Origin of the sequence: Xanthomonas sp. LF07-6, from assembly GCF_034105445.1 — a bacterium.
GTDB lineage: Bacteria > Pseudomonadota > Gammaproteobacteria > Xanthomonadales > Xanthomonadaceae > Xanthomonas_A > Xanthomonas_A sontii.
Genome location: NZ_JAXGGI010000016.1, coordinates 71364 through 88688 on the forward strand (window position 1 = coordinate 71364; position 17325 = coordinate 88688).

Consider the following 17325-nt stretch of genomic DNA (forward strand, 5'->3'; position numbering starts at 1 on the left):
CCCGTATGTCCTCCACACCCAACACGCTGCTGGTCAATCCCACCATCGCCAAGCCGTCCAGCGCCCGCTTTCCGCTGTCGCTGCTGAACCTGGCGGCGGCGCTGGATCGCACTGGCGACAGCCGCATCATCGACGGCAACGTCGACCGCGACTTCATCGACCGCAGCCTGCAGGCGCTGCAGGAGCAGCGCTTCGATGCGGTCGGCATCAGCGTGATGGGCGGGCCGCAACTGGCGCCGTCGATCGCGCTGTCGCAGGCCATCCGTGCGCGTTTCCCGGCGCTGCCGATCGTGTGGGGCGGCTATTTTCCCACGCTGTACCCGGACACCGCGCTGGCCGCGCCGTACGTGGACTACGCGATCCGCGCGCAGGGCGAGGACACCTTGCCGGAACTGCTGGCCGCCTTGCGTGGCGAGGGGCCGACGCTGGCGCAGGTCGATGGGCTGTCCTGGAAGCACGACGGCGCCGTGGTGCACAACCGCAACCGCGCGTTCCAGCGCGGCGACGCGCTGCCATCGCTGCCGTACGAGAAACTCGGCGAACCGCGCCGCTATCTCGGCCGCACCTTCCTCGGCCGCCGCACCGCCTCGCACCAGGCCGCGCTGGGTTGCCGCTTCCGCTGCACCTTCTGCGGGGTGGCGGCGATGTTCGGCGGCGCCACCGCCTTGCCGACCGCGGCCCGCCTGGAACGCGAGCTGGGCTATCTGAAATACGGCCTGGGCGCGGACTCGATCCAGTTCTTCGACCACAACTTCTTCGACCGCGAAGCCGACATGATCCCGCTGCTGGATGTGATGGCGAAGCTGGAACTGCCGTGGTGGTGCTACGCCCGCGCCGACGCGCTGCTCAACCTGTCCGAGAGCACCTGGAAACTGGTGCGCAAGAGCCGCCTGCGCATGGCCTACATCGGCGCCGAGTCGCCGAGCGGGGCGATGCTCAAGGAGATCCGCAAGGGCACGCGCCCGGACCAGACCCTGGAAGTGGCCGAACTGTGCCGGCGCAACGGGGTGATTCCGGAGCTGTCGTTCATGGTCGCGCCGCCGCAGGACAGCGAGCGTGAGACCGAGCAGACCTTCGAGTTCATCCGCGAGCTGAAGCGGATCAACCCGCAGTCGGAAATCATCGTCTACGTGTACACGCCGCTGCCGGACAGCAGCCGCCACGAGAAGGACCGCGGCCGCCGCGCCGGCACACCCTTGCTCGACCGCGACGGGGTGCCGGTGCAGTTCCCGCGCACACCGGAGGAATGGGCCCAGCCGCAGTGGGTGGACTACGCCTGCCACGCCGATGCGCCCTGGCTCACCGATGCGCTGCGCCAGCGCATCCGCGATTTCGTCACCGTGCTCGGCTGCCGCTATCCCACCGCGCAGGACCAGCGCTCGCCGGGCTGGGCCAAGCGCGGCCTCAGCGCGCTGGCCGCGTGGCGCTACCGCTACCGGCGCTACGACCGGCCATGGGAACTGAACCTGGCCAACCGGCTGGTGCGCCTGCACCGGCCGCAGGTATCCGGGATCTGAGCATGGACGGCAACGTCGACCGCGCCGTGCATGCCGTGCAACTCAACTTCGTGCCGTTGCCGGACGGGGTGACGCCGGAGCAGGCCTTCGCGCTGTGGCCATCGCTGGCCGACATCGCCGAGGCGGTGGCCAGCGCCGGCACCCGCGTCTCGGTGATCCAGGCCGCCGCGGTCGATGCGCGACTGCAGCGCAACGGCGTGAACTATCACTTCGTGCGCCGTGCCGAGACCGGGCGCCGGCGCCATCTGCGCCGCATCGCCGCGCTGCTGGCCGAGCTGGAGGCCGACGTGGTGCACGTGCACGGCCTGCAGTTCGCGCGCGAGGCGGCGACGCTGGCGCGCTGGCGGCCGTCGCTGCCGATCCTGCTGCAGGACCACGCCAACCGTCCGCCGCGCTGGTGGCGGCGGCCGCAGTGGCGGCGCTGGTACGCCGCCGCCGCCGGCATCGCCTTCACCTCGCTGGAGCTGGCGCGCGGTTTCGTCGGCGCCGGACTGTTCGCCGGATCCACGCGCCTGTTCGCCATTCCCGAATCCAGTTGCCGCTTCACTCCCGGCGAGCGCGACCAGGCGCGCCGCGACAGCGGGCTGCATGGCGCGCCCTGCGTGCTGTGGGTCGGCCATCTGAGCGAGGGCAAGGATCCGCTCACCGTGCTCGACGGCATGGCCCGCGCCAGCGAGCAACTGAGCGGGCTGCAGTTGTTCTGCGCGTTCGGCGATGCGCCGCTGCTGCCGGTGGTGCAACAGCGCATCCAGGCCGATCCGCGGCTGGCCGGCCGCGTGCACCTGCTGGGCCGGGTGGAGCACGCGCAGATCCAGACCCTGATGCGCGCGGCCGACCTGTTCGTGTCCGGCAGCCTGGGCGAGAGCTGCGGCTACGCGGCGCTGGAGGCCTATGCCTGCGGCACGGTGCCGGTGTTGACCGACATCCCGGCGTTCCGTGCGCTCAGCGACGGCGGCCGGGTCGGCGCGCTGTGGCCGTGCGGCGACGCCGAACGCCTGGCCACCGCGCTGCTGCAGGCCTCGCGCGACGGGCCGTCGCGAGCGCTGGTGCGCGCGCATTTCGATGCGCAGCTGTCGTTCGCGGCAGTCGGCCGGCGCTGGGCGCGCGCCTATGCGCAGTTGCTCGGTGCCACGTCGCGGAGCGCGGCATGAAGCTGGCCCTGGTGGTGCCGGGCGGCGTCGACCGCAGCGGCGAGTACCGGGTGATTCCGGCCTTCCTGAGCCTGATCGAGCGGCTGGCGCGCGTGCATGAATTACACGTCTTCGTGCTGCACCAGGAACCGCTGCCGGCGCAATGGGACCTGCTGGGCGCGCGGATCCACAACATCGGTGCGGCGCGTACGCGCTGGCGGGCGATCGCCGCGATCCGCGCCGAGCACCGCCGCGCGCCGTTCGACGTGGTGCAGTCGCTGTTTTCCGGCCACTGCAGCCTGATCGCGGTGGCGGCAGCGCGCTGGCTGCGGCGACCGAGCCTGGTGCACATCGCCGGCGGCGAACTGGTCGCACTGCATGCGATCGGCTACGGCGGCCGGCGCAAATGGCAGGGGCGGCTGCGCGAGGCGCTGGTGTTGCGCCTGGCGAGTGCGGTGACCGCCGCCAGTGCGCCCATCCTCGACAGCTTGCGGGCGTTGGGCATCGCCGCCGAACGCGTGCCGCTTGGCGTGGACCTGCGCGCCTGGCCGCCGCGCCCGCCGCGCGCGCGCGGGGAGGGCCCGGCTCGGCTGCTGCACGTGGCCAGCCTCAATCCGGTGAAGGACCAGACGACCCTGTTGCGCGCACTCGCCGCACTGGCCCGCGCCGGGGTCGACTTCCGCATCGACCTGGTCGGCGTGGACACCCTCGAAGGCGCGATGCAGCGCCTGGTCGCCACGCTTGGCCTGAGCGCGCGCGTGCGCTTCCTAGGCTTCAAGACCCAGCGCGACCTGCGGCCGCTGGTGGAGGCGGCGGATCTGCTGGTGTTGTCGTCGCAGCACGAGGCCGGGCCGCTGGTATTGCTGGAAGCGGCGGTGGCCGGCGTGCCGACCGTGGGCACCGCGGTCGGGCATCTGCAGGAGTGGGCGCCGTCGGCGGCGCTGGCGGTGCCCGTGGGCGACTGGGCCGGGCTGGCCGATGCGCTACGCCAGGTACTCAGCGACGACGACCTGCGCCTGCGCCTGGCCTGGGCGGCGCAATGCCGGGCCGTGCGCGAGGACGCCGACTGCAGCGTCCGCGGGTTCACCGCGCTGTACCAGCGCCTGTGCGCACCGCGCAGCACCGATGAGCGGCGCGCGGCGCAGAACGGTTGACGCGCAGCGCGGCGTGCAGGTGCTTCGCCTTTAAGGCGGCCTCGTGTCTTTTCGTGGCAGCGGCTTCAGCCGCGATATGCGCCGCCACAACGGCTGTCGCGGCTGAAGCCGCTCCCGCGACGGTCGCTTACTGCGCGCTCTAGGAGGGCGTGCGTCACTCCGACGACGGCGCATAGCCCTGCAGCGCGGTGCGCACCGCGTACAGCGTGTCCATCCGCGGCACCGGACGCAGCAGACGCTGCAGCACGCGGCGGCGCTGCGGCAGGCGCACCCAGTCCTGGCCCTGCAACCACAGTTGGGTACGAATCATCTCGGCGCGTTCCTGGCGGCTTTCCGCCGAGGGCTGCAGGCGCTGGCGCAGATAGTCCAGCACCTCGCCGCCCGAACGCGCCCATTCGATGCCCGGTAGCGCCGGCAGCCACAGTTGCGAGCACGACGCCGCGGTCAGATCCAGTCCGCGCGCGCGCAGCCGCAACAGCGGCGGACACTGCGCGCGCAGTTGCTTGAGCACCGCCGACGGAATCGCCGCGCGGTAGTAGCGCAACATCAGCCGCAGCGGCGGCCATGCCCACGAGGCGTCGGTACCGGTCAGCATCTGCCAGTCGCTGGCGCGCATGCGCGGGGCGAGCAAGGCCAGGTCGTGCAGGTGCATCAGCCGCAGACTGCGGCTGCACAGTCCGCCGGCCGCGTGCAGCAACAGGTGGCGCATCAGCGCGCCGTTGCTGGGGTAGGGATTCAGGCCGGGCCTGCCGTTGCGCGGCAGGAGTTGCGTACCGAGGTCGACCGTGCGCAGCGGCAGGCGTTCCTGGATGCGCACGTGCAGTTCGATGTTGATCGGCGTGTCGCGGTGCTCGCCCAGGCCACCCACCGCCTGCGCCTGCGCTGGACGAAAGGTCTGGTGCTTCCACTGCGCGAACTCGGCCACGTAGCCCAGCGCGGCGAGCAAAGTCGCGGCACGCTCGGCGTCCTCGGGGCGCACCAGCAGGTCGATGTCGGCCATCGGCCGGTCGCCCGGCCGATACAGGCCTTGCGCATGCAGCGCCGCGCCTTTCAGCGGCACGATCGCCAGGCCGGCGGTCTGCGCCAGGGCGTCGATTCGCTGCAGCAACGCCGCGATGCGCTGGTAGCGCTGCGCCACGTGTTCGCGTTGCCCCTCCAGGAACGCGCGCCACGGCCGGTCCGGCCATTGCGAGCGCTGGCTCAGCAGTGGCGCCACGCCGTGCGCGACCGCCGCGGCTGCGGCCAGTTGCCAGTGCAGGCCGCTCCAGTCCGGCATCGGCGCACCGGGGCGTGCCAGCTCATGCGCCAGGGTTTCGGTGGCCAGGCGCAGGCCACGGCCGATGCGCCGCAACGGCAGGTGTGCCGGCGTCGCCGCGGCTGCCGCTGTCGGCAGGTCGGCCGCCACGGCCTGTGACGAGGGCGTCGCCAGGTCGCTCATGAGCGCTGCACCAGCGGGATGCGGCGGCTGCCGCCGGCGGCGACCGCCTTGGCCGCCGGCGCTGGCGGCGCGTCGGTCCGATGCTCGGCTTCGCGCGCGATCAGCGCTGCCCAGTCGGCGTCCAGCGCCGCCCAGTCCTGCGCGTGCGTCGGCGCCGGGCGCGCATCCTCGCGGCATTGCAGGTCCACCTGCCGGTGCAGCAGATCGCGTACCTGGCGGTAGAACGCCGAGTCGTAGGCGCCACGGAACATCATCGCCAGGTCGTCGCTGTCCTGCCAATGGGTCTTGCGCCCGAGCTGGTCCTTGACCTGTTGGTAGAACACGGTGCCGGGCAGGGGATAGGACACGCTGACGCCGATGTCGTCCGGGCGCGCCTGCGCCACCAGCCGCCGCGTGGCGAGGATGTCGTCGAGTTGCTCGTCCAGGTAGCCCAGCTGCAGGAAGAAGCCGACGCGGATGCCCTGCGCGCCGAGCCGCTGGCGCGCGGCGATCACGCCGTCCACATCGGTGCCCTTGGTCATCTTGTCGAGGATGCGCTGGCTGCCGCTCTCCGCGCCGATCCAGGCCTCGCGGCAGCCGGCCCGCGCCAGGGCGGCGGTCATGCGCTCGCTGCACAGGTCGGCACGGGTCTGTATGGTGAAGGGCACCGCGCCGTCGGTGGCGGCCAGCGCATCGGCGAAGTCCTCCACCCAGTCCACGTGGAAGCCGAAGATGTCGTCGGCCATCCACACATGGTCGGGCGCGAAGCTGCGCTTGAGCTGGGTCATCTCCGCGGCCACGTCCTGCGCCTCGCGGCGCTTGTAGTGATTGCCCCAGATCGGCTTGGCGCACCAGTTGCAGCGGAACGGGCAGCCGCGCGAGGCGGCCATGTTCAGACTGAAATGGCCGTGTCGCTGCTGCCAGAACGCGCGGTAGCGCGGGATATCCAGCAGGTCCCAGGCCGCCGTCACCGACAGCCGCGGATCCGGCGGCCGCGCGCCGATCTGCGCGCGCTTGAGTTGCGGCAGCACCGCGCTGGCCACCTCGGCGAGGCCGGCCACCCAGCGCGCCGGGTCGATGTCCGGTTCCGCCTGCATTCGCGCCACCAGGTCCAGCAAGGCCGCGATGCCTTCGCCGATCAGCACCGCGTCCGCACCGGCCGCAAGGAACGCCTCCGGATGGTCCGAGGCGTCGGAGCCGGCGACGAGTACCCGGCTGCCGCCGGCGCGCGCCTCGGCGATCATCCGGCACGCGGCCTCGCGCATCCGGCTCAGGCACATCTTGGTGAGGAAGTTGAAGTTGTCCTCGTAGAACACCACCAGGTCCGGCCGCTGCGTGCGGACGGCGTGGTCGTAGTCCTCCACGCCCTCGGCCAGCATCGCGTCGAACAGCGTCACCTGGTGTCCGTGCTGACGCAGCAGTGCCGCCACCTGCAGCGTGGCCAGCGGCGGGTACGGCTTGCCGCGTTCCCATTGCTTGGGGTCGTAGCGCAGGAAGTAGGAGTGGCTGACCTGGATCTTGAGCATCGGCGAAAGGTCTCGTTCGGCGCCGCGGGGGAGGGGCGCATGCAGCGATGGCCGCGCGCAGGTGGCCGTGGCGGTAGGTGCCGTGGCTGCGCCGTTTGGTTGCGCGAAACACCGGCATGACCCCGCGCAACCTTTGGCCGCGGCAGGCGCACCCACGCTGCATCCACTCAAGCGACTCTTCTCCGATGCAGCGATCGACAGTGCGTGTTCTGGACGTGGCGGCAGGCGACCACGCCACGCCTGCCGTCGCCGCTGGCGGTGCCTGCGATCCGTTCCACACCCGGCTGCGGCGCCCGCACACGCTCAGCAAGCAATTGCTCGGCGGCCGCTTCCACTTCGAGAGCAACAGCCCGGCCTTGCTGGCGTTGGTGGAAGCGGCGTTCGGCGCGGTGCCGGCGCATCGCCTGCCGGAGACCGCCGCGTTCCGCATCGAACTGACCCTGGTGGACCGCGGCGACGCGCCCTACGCGCTGGCAATGGAGCCGCCGCCGGTGCAGACCCATTCCGGCGCCGGCGTGCTGAGTGGCGTGATCGATGCGCACAACTACGTCGTGCTGGTGCCCGAGCAGCGCCAGGCGCTGGTGGTGGTGTCCGAGGACATGCTCGCGCACGCCTACCACGTGCGTTACGAACTGATCGAGTTCGCCGTGTTCGTGCTTGCCGCGCACGGCATGCGCCTGGTGCCGCTGCACGGCGCCTGCGTCGGCCGCGACGGCCGCGGCGTGCTGCTGCTCGGCGGCAGCGGCGCCGGCAAGTCGACCCTGGCGCTGCACAGCCTGCTGCGTGGGCTGGAGTTCCTTGCCGAGGACGCGCTGTTCGTCGCCCCGCACTACCTGCTCGCCACCGGCATCGGCAACTTCCTGCATCTGCGGCCGGAACTGTTGCACCTGCTCGATCCGCAGACCCGCGCCTGGATCGCCGCGGCGCCGATGATCCGCCGCCGCAGCGGCGCGCTGAAGCACGAGGTGGACATCCGCCAGGGCGAGGGGCGCCTGGCACAGGCACCGTTGCGGCTGGCCGCGGCCGTGTTCGTCTCGGCCACCATGGCCGCCGATCCGCAGCGGCTGCTGCAACCGATGCCCGATGCGGACGTGGCGGCACGCCTGGCCGCGGACCAGCGCTACGCCGCGGGCCAGCCGCACTGGCCGTTGTTCGCGCGCCAGTTGCAGCGGCTGGGCGTGTACGAATTGCAGCGCGGCACGCATCCGGAGGCCTCGGTCGATGCGCTGCAGACACTGTTGGCCTGATCCCGCACCCGACCTGACGGTGCCTGCGACGCGCATCGCCGGCGCAGGGGAGTGGGGATGGCGCACCACGTTGATGGTCCGCCCCAAGGACACCCACCGATGAGCACACGCCCGGAACCGGTATCGCACTTGCTGCGCGCCTTCGTCGCCGTGCTCGGTCGCGGCGAGCGCCTGCGCATCGCCTTGTACGTGCTGCTGTCGCTGCTCGGCGCGCTCGCCGGCGCGCTGGCCGCGGTCGCGCTGGTGCCGCTGGTGCAACCCGGCCACGTGCTGACCCTCGCCGGCCACGCCTTGCCGTTGCCGACCGGCTTCCTCGCGCAGACCCTGCTGTTCGTCGCCGCCAGCAGCGGCTTCGCCCTGCTGCGTTGGTGGGGCACACGACTGGCCGCGGACCTGGCCAGCCGCCACGCGCTGGACCTGCGCCGGCAGGTACATGCGCGGCTGCTGCAGGCGCCGCTGCCGGCCCTGGCCGACGCCAGCTCGGCGGAAATCGCCAACCTGCTCACCTACAACGTCGAGATCGTGGTGCAGGGCTTCAGCGCGCTGCTGCAACTGCTGGTGGCGGCGATCACCGCGGCGGTGAGCCTGGCCGCGGCGTTCCTGGTCTCGCCCATGCTGGTGCTGGCACTGCCGCCGCTGCTGGCGCTGGGCCTGCTCGCCTTCCGCATCGCCGGCCACGAACAGGCCCGGGTGAGCCGCGAGTACGTCGCCGACATGACCCGGCTGTTCTGGCTCAGCGAGGATTTTCCGCGGCGCCTGCGCCACGTGCGCTCGTTCGCCCGCGAGGCGCGCGAGCAGGAAGCCTACGAAGCGATCGCCGGTCGGCTCGCCTATGGCTACGCGCGCCAGCAGGCGCTGGTCGCCTCCGGCCGCCTGTTGCTGGAACTGGCGGCGGTGGCGGCCATCGCCGCGATCATGCTGCTGGCCGGAGTGTGGCACGGCATCGACCGCGGCGCGCTGATCACCGTCGGCCTGCTGCTGGGGCGGCTGCTGCCGTACCTGGTCTCGACCCGGCAGAGTGTGCAGCAACTGCGCTCGGCCGCGCCTGCGCTGGAGTTGTGGCAGCGCTACGTCGCGCTCGGCACGCTGCCAACGCCACCTGGCACCGTGGCGGCACAGCCCAGTGCGGCGACAGAAGCGACGGCGCCGATCCAGATCGAACGCATCGGCCTGGCGCCGCCGCTGGCCGCGGTGGCCTTGACCGGTCTGGTCCTCGCACCGGGCACGCTGACCCTGATCAGCGGCCCATCCGGTGTCGGCAAGAGCAGCCTGATGGACGCGCTGGCCGGCATGGTCGCGCCACCGCAGTTCGCCGCGCACTGCCACGGCCGCACGCTCGACTTGGCCGGCTATCGCGCCGCGCTGCAGCCCTTGGCCTATGTCGCCCAGGGCGTGCGGCCCTGGCAGCACAGCGTGCGGCACTGCCTCGCCTGGGCGGCACCGGCCGCGAGCGAGGCCGCGATGTGGGAAGCCCTGCGCGACGTCGGCCTGGCCGCGCGCCTGCAGGGCGGCGCCGGCCTGGACACCGCCGCACACGGCGCCGGCGCGCGCCTGTCCGGCGGCGAACTGCAGCGGTTGCTGCTCGCCCAGGTGCTGCTGCGGCAACCGCGCGTCGCCTTGCTCGACGAAGCCACCAGCGCGCTCGACGCCGTCGCCGAACAGCAGGTCCTGAGCACGTTGCGGCGGCGGCTGCCGCAGACCGCCCTGGTCGCGGTCTCGCACCGCCTCGGCCTGACCGCCATCGCCGACCAGTGCGTGATGGTGCAACGCGGGACCGTGTCGCCGCTGTTGTTGGCTGATCGGGCTTCCTGAGCCGACAGCATTCCCTCAGCGTCGCACTCATCAGCAGGGGCCGAACTCCGCTCAGCCCGCTGCAGCCTACTGCTTCGTATGCGTCAGGCAGTCGGATATGTGGGACCAGCAGAAAAACAAAACCCCGCAAGCGGGGTCTTGTTCCTATGTCGTGCCATCTGGACAGACATGACTAAATTGGGGCACTCCCCCTACGGGATATCGCACTTCATCTTTCCATCCACGTAGTACGGCTTGGGCACGTCCGGATTCTGGCTGGTCTTCTCGAACACCACCTCGAACGAGTTGGGGTCCGGCTTGCCCTTGCGTTCGGTGCAGGCGTCCTGCAACTTCTTCTTGACCGCGGCGATGCCGGCGTCGCGGTTGGCACCGTCGGCGCTGTTGGTGAGATTGGCGACCTCGGCGAAGGCCGGCGAAGCAAGGCCCAGCAAGCTTCCTGCGAACACGAGTGCGTGCAGCGTCTTCATGGCGTCTCCTTGTTTTGATGTCCGTACGCGGTGGGAGGCGTGCGTTGCGGCGCATGCGGCAATGCCCGGCGCCGCGGCCGCCCTCCAGCGCGGAGCTAGGATAGGGAGTGCTGGTTAAGGCTTCGTAGGGACGGCCGCGGCAGGATGCCGCGGTGCCATCCGCGCACCCAAGGTACATGTCGGTCTTGGCTGCAAGCTCCTGCCGAGACGCGATGAAGCGCGCAGTGGGCGAGGAACTGCCAACCCTGAAGGTGCGTGCGGCCAACGCGGCAGCAAAGGCTACTCAGTCCGCGGCGCCTCGTAGTTCTGCCCAGGCTGCAGCGTGGTGACGTAGGGGCCGTTCCAATCGCGGTCGAAGATGCGCGTCAGCGTCTCGGCCGGCCCCTTGCCCTTGACGAACACCGAGGCGTCCACCGCGGTATTGAAGTAGCTCCATTCCCAGTTGCCGGTGCCGATCACGCTGCTGCGGTCGTCGGCCACCGCGTACTTGGCGTGCTCGACCCGCGCATATGGGATGAAGCCCTGCGGCGCCGGCGGCAGGCGGCTGAACTTCACCGCGATGTTCGGTAGCGCGGCCAGGCTTTTCAGATAGGCCTGCATCGGTTCGCGCAGCGCCCAGTCGGCGACGATGATGTGCACCTGCACGCCGCGGGCGGCGGCGTCGCGGATGGCGCTGTCGACCGGTGCCCACCAGCCCTTGGGCCCGAAGCTGCGGATCGCCGAGAGCGTCATCACCTGGATGCGCAGCGCATGCTGGCTGGCGCGGATCATCTCGACCAGGGCCGGCTCCTCGGCGCTGACCCATGCCGGCTGCAGCGCCGGCGGGCTGAACGCGGGGAAGGCGACCAGCGGCGCGTCGCTGCCGGCATCCAGCAGCACCGGATCGGTGGCGGTGACCGGAACGAAGTCCGGCGGCTGCACACCGCGCGCCTGCGCCTTGGCCAGATTGCCTTCGTCGGCCAGGCGCCAGCTGTAGTCGAAGCTCGCGGCGAAGGTCTTGGCGAAGCGCGCGTCATCGATGCGCGCGCCGATCTCATGGATCTGCTCCAGCGCCCGCCAATCCCAGTTCTGGCTGCCGACGAACACGCTGGCGTCGTCGACGATCATGTACTTGGCGTGCAGCACGCCGCCGGTCAGCGTATCGACCGGCAGCACCCGCGCGGTGATACCCGGCACCTTGCCCAGCCAGGCGACGCTGTCCGGGTTCTTGGCCAGGAAGGTGTGGTCGACCAGCAGGTGCACCGCCACCCCGGCGCGGGCGCGGGCGGCCAGTGCGTCCAGTACCGGCGTCAGGCCGGTGCCGGGCTTCTCGGAGATGTAGAACGCGGCGATGTCGATGCGCTGCCTGGCCCCGTTGATCATCGCCAGCCAGGTCTGCTGGGTGCGCGGCACGCCGGGTTCGCCGTAGACGCTGGCCTCGGGCACGCTCTCGACGATCTGGAACTGCGAGGGCTGCGGCCGGGCCTGGGCGCCGGTGGCTGCCGACAGCAGCAGGCAGGCCATGGCGGCGGACAGGAAGCGGCGTGCGGGATGCACGCTGGCGATGGAAGCGAGAGGCACGTTGGGTGTCCTTGCGGGAGCGTGGGAAGTGGATGCCGGGCGGCGATGCGCGTGCATGCTACCGGCAGCGGTCGTAGCTTGGCAGCCTGCTTTGCAGCGCATGTGTCAGTGAGATGGTCACGGCTAAGTTGGCGTTCCCGTCCAGGGGCGTCAGCGCTTCAAGGCAGAGCGCGCCACCAATGCGCACGCAGGCCGCGGCCGACCTTCATCGCTTGACCATTCACGGTCCTGATTGGATCAGGGCGTCGCCATGCCGCGCCGTGCGGCGTTCGCAGAAGGAATGCATCGCCGTCCAACGGCACCGGCGACCGCGTCGTGCCGCGCGAGAAGATTCAGGCCCGACCGTCGGCGAATGCGGCCTGCGCCTGCGCAAACCACTGCAGCACCTGCTGGCGATGCGGCTCGCCCCAGCAGCGCACGAATTGCTGGGTATGGTGGTCGGTGAGGTCGTTCAGCGCCGCAATGCGTTGCGCGATGTAGGCAGGCTCCAGTCGCAGGCCGCAGTCGACCTCGATGCAGTGGCGCCAGGCGGTGTAACTGTCGGGAATGATGGAAGAAGACATGAAGATCCCTGGAGTTCGGCGCCCATCGCGGCACAGGGCCGCCGTGCGAGGCGCGTCGGTGGTGGCCGGATGCGAACCGCGGCTGACTGACGGCAACGACAGGCTTGCGCCCGCGCTCGATAGTTCACTAATGTTATAGTGTAACTCAACCGATGCGCTGCATATGCGACCTGGCATTCCCCTGATCCTGTTGCTCCTCTCCGCCAGCTCGCCAGCCACCGCTGCGATCCGCCACCATGGCCCGCACGTGCACGGCCAGGCTAACCTGGAGGTCGCCGTCGACGGCACCGCCGTGGACGTGCAGCTCAGCGCGCCCGGCATCGGCATCCTCGATTTCGAACACCCCACGCGCGATGCCGGCGAGCGCCAGCGGCTGGAGGCCGCGGTCGCCACCCTGCGCGGTGCGGGCTGGTTGCAGTTCCCGGTCGCGGCGGCCTGTTCGCTGCGCAGCGCCCAGGTCACCACCGAGGGCTACGACGTGGCGATGGCCGATCCGGACGAGCCCGGTCACAGCCATGCCGAGTTCCACGCCCGGTACGCGTTCAACTGCACGCAGCCGGCGCGCCTGGATCACCTGCAGGTGCTGTTGCCGCAACGTTTCCCGGGGCTGCACACGGTGCTGGTCGATGTCGCCACCGCTGCGGGCCAGGGCCGCACCGAGGTGGTGCCCGGGCAGACCCGGGTGAAGCTGCCGGAATGAACCAGCAACACGTCGTCGAACTGACCGAGCTGCGCTTCGGCTATCCCGGCGCCGCCGCACCGGTGCTGGACATCGCATCGTTTGCGCTGCCGCGTGGGCAGCAACTGTTGCTGCGTGGCGCCAGTGGATCGGGCAAGAGCACCTTGCTGGCGTTGATCGCCGGCGTGCTGCAGCCTACGGCCGGCTGCGTGCGCGTGGCAGGGCAGGACCTGGCGGCCTTGCGCAAGGCCGCACGCGACCGCTTCCGCGCCGACCACTGCGGCGTGGTGTTCCAGCAGTTCAACCTGCTGCCGTTCCTGAGCACCCGCGACAACATCGCGCTGGGCCTGCAGTTCTCGGCGCGCCGCGGCCGGCTGGCTGCGGGCACGCAGGCGCTGGACACCGAGATCGAGCGGCTGATGGTCGCGCTGGGCCTGGACGTGGCGGCGCTATGGTCGCGGCCGGCTGCCCGCCTCAGCGTCGGCCAGCAGCAACGCGTGGCCGCCGCGCGCGCGTTGATCGCGCGGCCGCCGCTGCTGCTCGCCGACGAACCCACCTCCGCGCTCGACCCGGTCGCGGCACAGGCCTTCCTGCAGTTGCTGTTCGCCGAGTGCCGGCAGGGCGGCACCAGTTCGATCGTGGTCAGTCACGATCCGTCGATCGCACCGTTGTTCGATGCCCAGGCCGACCTGGCCACGCTCAACCGCGCCGGCGCCGGAGGTGCACGATGAGCCTGTTGAAGCTGGCCCTGGCCAGCCTGCGCAGCCGGCGCCTGGGCGTGGCGTTGACCGTACTGGTGATCACCCTGAGCGTGACCCTGCTGCTGGGCGTGGAGCGGATCCGCACGCAGGCGCATGAAGGTTTCGCCAGCACCGTGTCGGGCACCGACCTGATCGTCGGCGCGCGCTCGGGCCCGGTGAACCTGTTGCTGTACTCGGTGTTCCACATCGGCGACGCCACCAACAACGTGTCGTGGAAGAGCTACCAGGACCTGAGTACGATGCCCGAAGTGAAGTGGGCGGTGCCGCTGTCGCTGGGCGATTCCTACCGCGGCTACCGGGTCGTCGGCACCAGCACCGGTTTCTTCGAGCACTACCACTACGGCGCCAAGCATCCCCTGGCGTTCGCGCAGGGCAGGGCGTTCGACGATCTCTACGATGCGGTGATCGGCGCCGACGTCGCCGCCGCGCTCGGCCGCCACCTCGGCGACGAGATCGTGCTGACCCATGGCACCGGGCGCATCAGCCTGGCCACCCATGCCGACAAGCCGTTCCGGATCGTCGGCATCCTGCGCCGCACCGGCACGCCGGTGGATTCCAGCGTGCTTGTGTCGCTGCAGGCGATCGAGGCGATCCATATCGATTGGCACTCCGGCGTGCGGCTTCCGGGCCACCACGTCAGCGCCGCGCAGGCGCGGGCGATGGACCTGACCCCGGACACCATCACCGCCTTCATGCTCGGCCTGAAGACCCGCATCGCCACCTTCTCGGTGCAGCGGCGGATCAACGAGTACCCGGAGGAAGCGATGCTGGCGATCATGCCGGGCGTCACCCTGCAACAGTTGTGGGGCACGCTGGGCACGGCCGAAAGCGCCTTGCGCATGATCGCCTCGCTGGTGGTGCTGCTTGGCCTGGTGTCGATGGTCGCGCTGCTGGTGGCCACGCTGCAGGAGCGCCGGCGCGAGATGGCGATCCTGCGCGCGGTCGGCGCACGGCCGCGCGACATCGCCTGGCTGCTGCTGTTCGAGGCCGGCCTGGTCACCGTGGTGTCGTGCGCACTGGCGCTGCTGCTGGTGACCGCGGCCAGCTGGCTGGCGCGCGGCTGGGTGCTCGATCATTTCGGCCTGGCGATCAACCGCATAGCCCCCAGCGCGACGGAATGGGGCTGGCTCGGCTGCGTGCTGCTGGCCGGCGTGCTCGCCGGCATCGTGCCGGCCCTGCTGGCCTATCGCCGCACCCTGGCCGATGGCCTGTCGCCGGAGCTGTGAGCATGACCCGCTGGATCCTTCCCTTGCTGGCGCTCGCACTGCTGTGCGGCTGCGGCCGGCAGCAACCCGCCGCCCCGAAACAGCCGCAGCAGGCAGCGGCGGCGCAGCCGGTACCGAGAGCCGAGGCGGCGATCAATCCGCCACTGGGCGAGCCCGATGCCGACGGCTATCGCGAACTGGACTGGAGCGCGATGCTGCCGCCGGCCGAACTGAAGGCGCTGGAAAACAGCGAGGAACCAGCGGTCAACCACACCGGCAAGCGTGCGATGCCGCAGACCGGCACCTACAACACCGTGGCCGCCGTGCTGGCGCGCAAGGTGCGCCTGCCGGGCTACGTGGTGCCGCTGGACAGCGACGACGCCGGCCGCGTGCGCGAGTTCCTGTTCGTGCCGTACTACGGCGCCTGCATCCACGTGCCGCCCCCGCCGCCGAACCAGATCGTGCATGTGCGCCTGGACACCCCGATCGACCCGCCCGACATGTACAGCCCGTTCTACCTGACCGGCCAACTGCGCGCGGAAACCCTCCACGGCGAACTCGCCGGCACCGCCTACACGATGGAGCAGGCGCACCTGCATCCCTATGAAAAAGGCTGATCGCCATTTCCTGCTGACTGGAGTGCTGTGCCTGCTGGCGGGCTGCCACGGTGATGGCGGGAAGCAGCCGGACACGACGCCGACACCATCGCCGGCAGCGACGCATGCGACCGCAGCCGCCGACGCCGTCCCGGACACAGTGGAACGCTGGGAACAACTGGCACCGGCCAACGACATCTACCAGCGCCCGCCGCCGCGGATCGGCACCGCGTGGCGAGGCGATGCCGCGGTGCTGGATCAGCCGGCGCCCGTCGACGACGGTCCCTCGGTGGTCAATGGCATGCCGATCGACCATTCCGGCACCCAGCGCGCCGCGCAGTTCGGTTCGTCGCAAGTGGTGAATGGCCTGGAAGGCAAACGCTTCGCCCTGGACGGCTACGTGGTGCCGCTGGAAAGCGACGACCAGGGCAAGGTCAGCGAACTGCTGTTCGTGCCGTTCTATGGCGCCTGCATCCACGTACCGCCGCCGCCCCCGAACCAGATCCTGCACGTGGTGCTGCGCACGCCGATCGACGTACCGGAGCTGTGGGACCCGTTCCACCTGCAGGGAAGACTGCATCTGGCCGACTTCAAGGCCGATATCGCCAATGCCACCTACGAGGCGGAGGACGCCACGATCGCTCCGGTGCAGGGCTGAGGGCGCGGGGCGATGCGCCTGAAGTCGCCGATGCGTTTGGCGATCGCGATCGCCGCCTGTGGCGCCGTCGTTGCCGGCGGCGTGCTGTTGGCATTGCGCATGCACGGGCATGTGGCACCGACACCGCGTGCTGCTGCGACCACCGCGATCCACCCGCCAACGGTGCCCACATTTCATGTCGCGCCATTGTCCGAAGATGCAGCCGACAAGCGCATCACCACACTGCTGCACAGCGACGCCGCATTCGCGCGCGACGCCACATTCCTGATCGTGGCCAGCGTCCGCGAACGCTGCGCACCGGCCCATTCTGGCGAACTGGCCAAGATGGCCAACCGCGCCCGCCTGCCGATACTGGTCGCAACATCCGAGGTGACGACGCGCGAACCCGACCTGGACCAGCCGATCTACCAAGCGATCCAGCGCACCGCCGCCGCTGCGCCCTGCGGCCGCGCGCTCGACCTGACGGCGACCGGCCTGCCGCTGCAACTGGACCCGGAACGCTACGCGGCCGCGTTCCCCGACAGCTACTACCAACCCACGCTGGACACGGTGCCGCACGAGTACGCCGGCCAACCGCTGGGCGCCCGCGCGGAGCAGGAATGCCAGTCGATCGCCTACGCGGTGCTGCCGCTGGGCCGGGACGGCTGGCAGTGCAGAGCGCTGTGGTCCGGCATGCGCCCGCGGATCGTCAAAGCCTGCGAACAAGCCCGTAGCGAAGGCGGGCAGGGGGCAGGTGAGGCGATTCCGCCGGAGGTCGCGAAACGGCTGACGCCGGTGGTGGCAGGCTTGCTGGAGAAGTTGCCGGAATCCTGTCGCTGAGTGCGCGCGCATGCTTTTGCACGGTGGAAGCTAACGGCTGCGAACGGCAGGAGTTGGCCAAGACAGAAGTTCGCGGAGTAGCTGATTAGGGCGGTTTCCACGCCACGTTGTTGCGTTGTGCCTTACGTCGACGTGCCCCCGAACACCTGCAATCGCACCTGGATGAACTCCAGCAACGCCCGAACCCGCGCAGTGACCGAATGACGGTGACTGT

Annotated in this window: 16 protein-coding genes; 11 read left to right on the forward strand and 5 right to left on the reverse strand. The window is 70.5% G+C overall.

Features of this window, described 5'->3' with window-relative positions; translation table 11 throughout:
- Positions 1 to 5 precede the first annotated feature (5 nt).
- From SLW56_RS18590 to SLW56_RS18600, 3 genes are read left to right on the forward strand one after another with little or no spacing between them, the layout of a single operon-like run.
- Entirely contained in the window at positions 6 to 1517 is a 1512-nt protein-coding gene (locus SLW56_RS18590) for a radical SAM protein (RefSeq protein WP_320695281.1), read from the forward strand.
- Positions 1518 to 1519: 2 nt separating this feature from the next.
- Positions 1520 to 2668, forward strand: a complete 1149-nt coding sequence (locus SLW56_RS18595) for a glycosyltransferase family 4 protein (RefSeq protein WP_193312625.1) — start codon at positions 1520 to 1522, stop codon at positions 2666 to 2668.
- Complete coding sequence (locus SLW56_RS18600; RefSeq protein ID WP_320695282.1) at positions 2665 to 3801, forward strand: glycosyltransferase family 4 protein; 1137 nt, start codon at positions 2665 to 2667, stop codon at positions 3799 to 3801. The genes SLW56_RS18595 and SLW56_RS18600 overlap by 4 nt, the downstream gene beginning before the upstream one ends.
- A 154-nt stretch (positions 3802 to 3955) precedes the next feature.
- On the opposite strand, the gene SLW56_RS18605 is transcribed toward SLW56_RS18600, so the two are convergent.
- On the reverse strand, positions 3956 to 5239 hold the full coding sequence (locus SLW56_RS18605) for a nucleotidyltransferase family protein (RefSeq protein WP_320695283.1): 1284 nt from the start codon (positions 5237 to 5239) through the stop codon (positions 3956 to 3958).
- The gene (locus tag SLW56_RS18610) at positions 5236 to 6744 is read right to left on the reverse strand and encodes a radical SAM protein (RefSeq protein ID WP_320695284.1); all 1509 of its coding nucleotides are present in this window, start codon (positions 6742 to 6744) and stop codon (positions 5236 to 5238) included. Before SLW56_RS18610 ends, SLW56_RS18605 begins: the two co-directional genes overlap by 4 nt.
- A 185-nt stretch (positions 6745 to 6929) precedes the next feature.
- On the opposite strand from SLW56_RS18610, the gene SLW56_RS18615 reads away from it, so the two are divergent.
- Both SLW56_RS18615 and SLW56_RS18620 read left to right on the forward strand, forming a co-directional pair.
- A complete protein-coding gene (locus tag SLW56_RS18615; RefSeq protein ID WP_320695285.1) occupies positions 6930 to 7991 on the forward strand; it encodes a serine kinase in 1062 nt (353 codons plus the stop codon).
- A 99-nt stretch (positions 7992 to 8090) separates the two neighbouring features.
- Positions 8091 to 9803 carry an ABC transporter ATP-binding protein gene (locus SLW56_RS18620; RefSeq protein ID WP_320695286.1) on the forward strand — a complete coding sequence of 571 codons (1713 nt, stop codon included), beginning with the start codon at positions 8091 to 8093 and terminating at the stop codon, positions 9801 to 9803.
- Between the two features lie 191 nt (positions 9804 to 9994).
- Here SLW56_RS18620 and SLW56_RS18625 read toward each other — a convergent pair whose 3' ends face one another.
- The 3 genes from SLW56_RS18625 to SLW56_RS18635 all read right to left on the reverse strand — a co-directional run bounded on the left by SLW56_RS18625 (position 9995) and on the right by SLW56_RS18635 (position 12393).
- Entirely contained in the window at positions 9995 to 10270 is a 276-nt protein-coding gene (locus tag SLW56_RS18625) for a hypothetical protein (RefSeq protein ID WP_017910537.1), read from the reverse strand.
- A 279-nt stretch (positions 10271 to 10549) separates the two neighbouring features.
- Positions 10550 to 11830 carry a phospholipase D-like domain-containing protein gene (locus tag SLW56_RS18630; RefSeq protein ID WP_295961460.1) on the reverse strand — a complete coding sequence of 427 codons (1281 nt, stop codon included), beginning with the start codon at positions 11828 to 11830 and terminating at the stop codon, positions 10550 to 10552.
- 332 nt (positions 11831 to 12162) lie between these two features.
- Positions 12163 to 12393 carry a hypothetical protein gene (locus tag SLW56_RS18635; RefSeq protein ID WP_295961458.1) on the reverse strand — a complete coding sequence of 77 codons (231 nt, stop codon included), beginning with the start codon at positions 12391 to 12393 and terminating at the stop codon, positions 12163 to 12165.
- A 247-nt stretch (positions 12394 to 12640) separates the two neighbouring features.
- Between SLW56_RS18635 and SLW56_RS18640 the strand changes: the two genes are divergently transcribed.
- The 6 genes from SLW56_RS18640 to SLW56_RS18665 are packed head-to-tail and all read left to right on the forward strand — an operon-like array spanning position 12641 to position 17111.
- Positions 12641 to 13093: a DUF2796 domain-containing protein gene (locus SLW56_RS18640; RefSeq protein WP_267103161.1), complete on the forward strand. Its 453-nt coding sequence runs from the start codon at positions 12641 to 12643 to the stop codon at positions 13091 to 13093.
- Positions 13090 to 13803, forward strand: a complete 714-nt coding sequence (locus SLW56_RS18645) for an ATP-binding cassette domain-containing protein (RefSeq protein WP_320695287.1) — start codon at positions 13090 to 13092, stop codon at positions 13801 to 13803. Before SLW56_RS18640 ends, SLW56_RS18645 begins: the two co-directional genes overlap by 4 nt.
- A 2-nt stretch (positions 13804 to 13805) precedes the next feature.
- On the forward strand, positions 13806 to 15059 hold the full coding sequence (locus tag SLW56_RS18650; RefSeq protein WP_320695292.1) for an ABC transporter permease: 1254 nt from the start codon (positions 13806 to 13808) through the stop codon (positions 15057 to 15059).
- Positions 15060 to 15061: 2 nt separating this feature from the next.
- Positions 15062 to 15655, forward strand: a complete 594-nt coding sequence (locus SLW56_RS18655) for a DUF3299 domain-containing protein (protein ID WP_295907189.1) — start codon at positions 15062 to 15064, stop codon at positions 15653 to 15655.
- Entirely contained in the window at positions 15642 to 16292 is a 651-nt protein-coding gene (locus SLW56_RS18660) for a DUF3299 domain-containing protein (protein ID WP_320695288.1), read from the forward strand. Before SLW56_RS18655 ends, SLW56_RS18660 begins: the two co-directional genes overlap by 14 nt.
- A gap of 12 nt (positions 16293 to 16304) precedes the next feature.
- Complete coding sequence (locus SLW56_RS18665) at positions 16305 to 17111, forward strand: hypothetical protein (protein ID WP_320695289.1); 807 nt, start codon at positions 16305 to 16307, stop codon at positions 17109 to 17111.
- The last annotated feature ends 214 nt before the right edge of the window (positions 17112 to 17325 follow it).